At 51.6% G+C, this 531-nt stretch carries 1 protein-coding gene; it reads right to left on the reverse strand.

What is annotated here, in order from left to right; genetic code table 11:
* Positions 1 to 531 (reverse strand): formylglycine-generating enzyme family protein (locus ACTIE0_RS24955; RefSeq protein WP_439517087.1); only part of this gene is annotated, 531 nt, incomplete at both ends.

Genomic DNA, 531 nt, shown 5'->3' on the forward strand with positions numbered 1-531 from the left:
GTTGGCGTGTTGAAACTGACCGACGGGGGTGGTTTGTTCGCGGTAGGCTCCCTTGGGTCCTGAGCTATAGGTGTAGTCGCCACGGTAGTTGGCGAGGTCGGTGGTCAGGGTATCACCGACATGAAAGGGGCTAGTGGTTCCGGCGCGAGCTGCATATTCCCACTCGGCTTCACTGGGTAATCGGTAGGGTTTGCTGATTACTTTTGAGAGGCGATCGCACCACTCCATTACATCATACCATGAAACCGATTCAACGGGAAGATTTAATCCTTTAAATCTTGGGGGGTCTAGGCTCAGGTCCCGTTGAAGTTTGGGGAAACTAGCCACTTGTTGCCATTGTGCTTGGGTAACCGGATATTTCCCCATTAGGAAGGGTTTAATCGTGACTTGGTGTTGGGGTTCTTCTTCGCCATGATAGCGACTCCATCGCTTTTCGGATGCAGGTGAACCCATAATAAAGGTTCCCCCCGGAATTAGCACCATCTCCAGGGTTACACCGTTTCCCAGGTCTTCGATAATACATTCAGCCTG

Source organism: Limnospira sp. (genome assembly GCF_051859755.1).
GTDB classification, from domain to species: Bacteria; Cyanobacteriota; Cyanobacteriia; order Cyanobacteriales; family Microcoleaceae; genus Limnospira; species Limnospira fusiformis.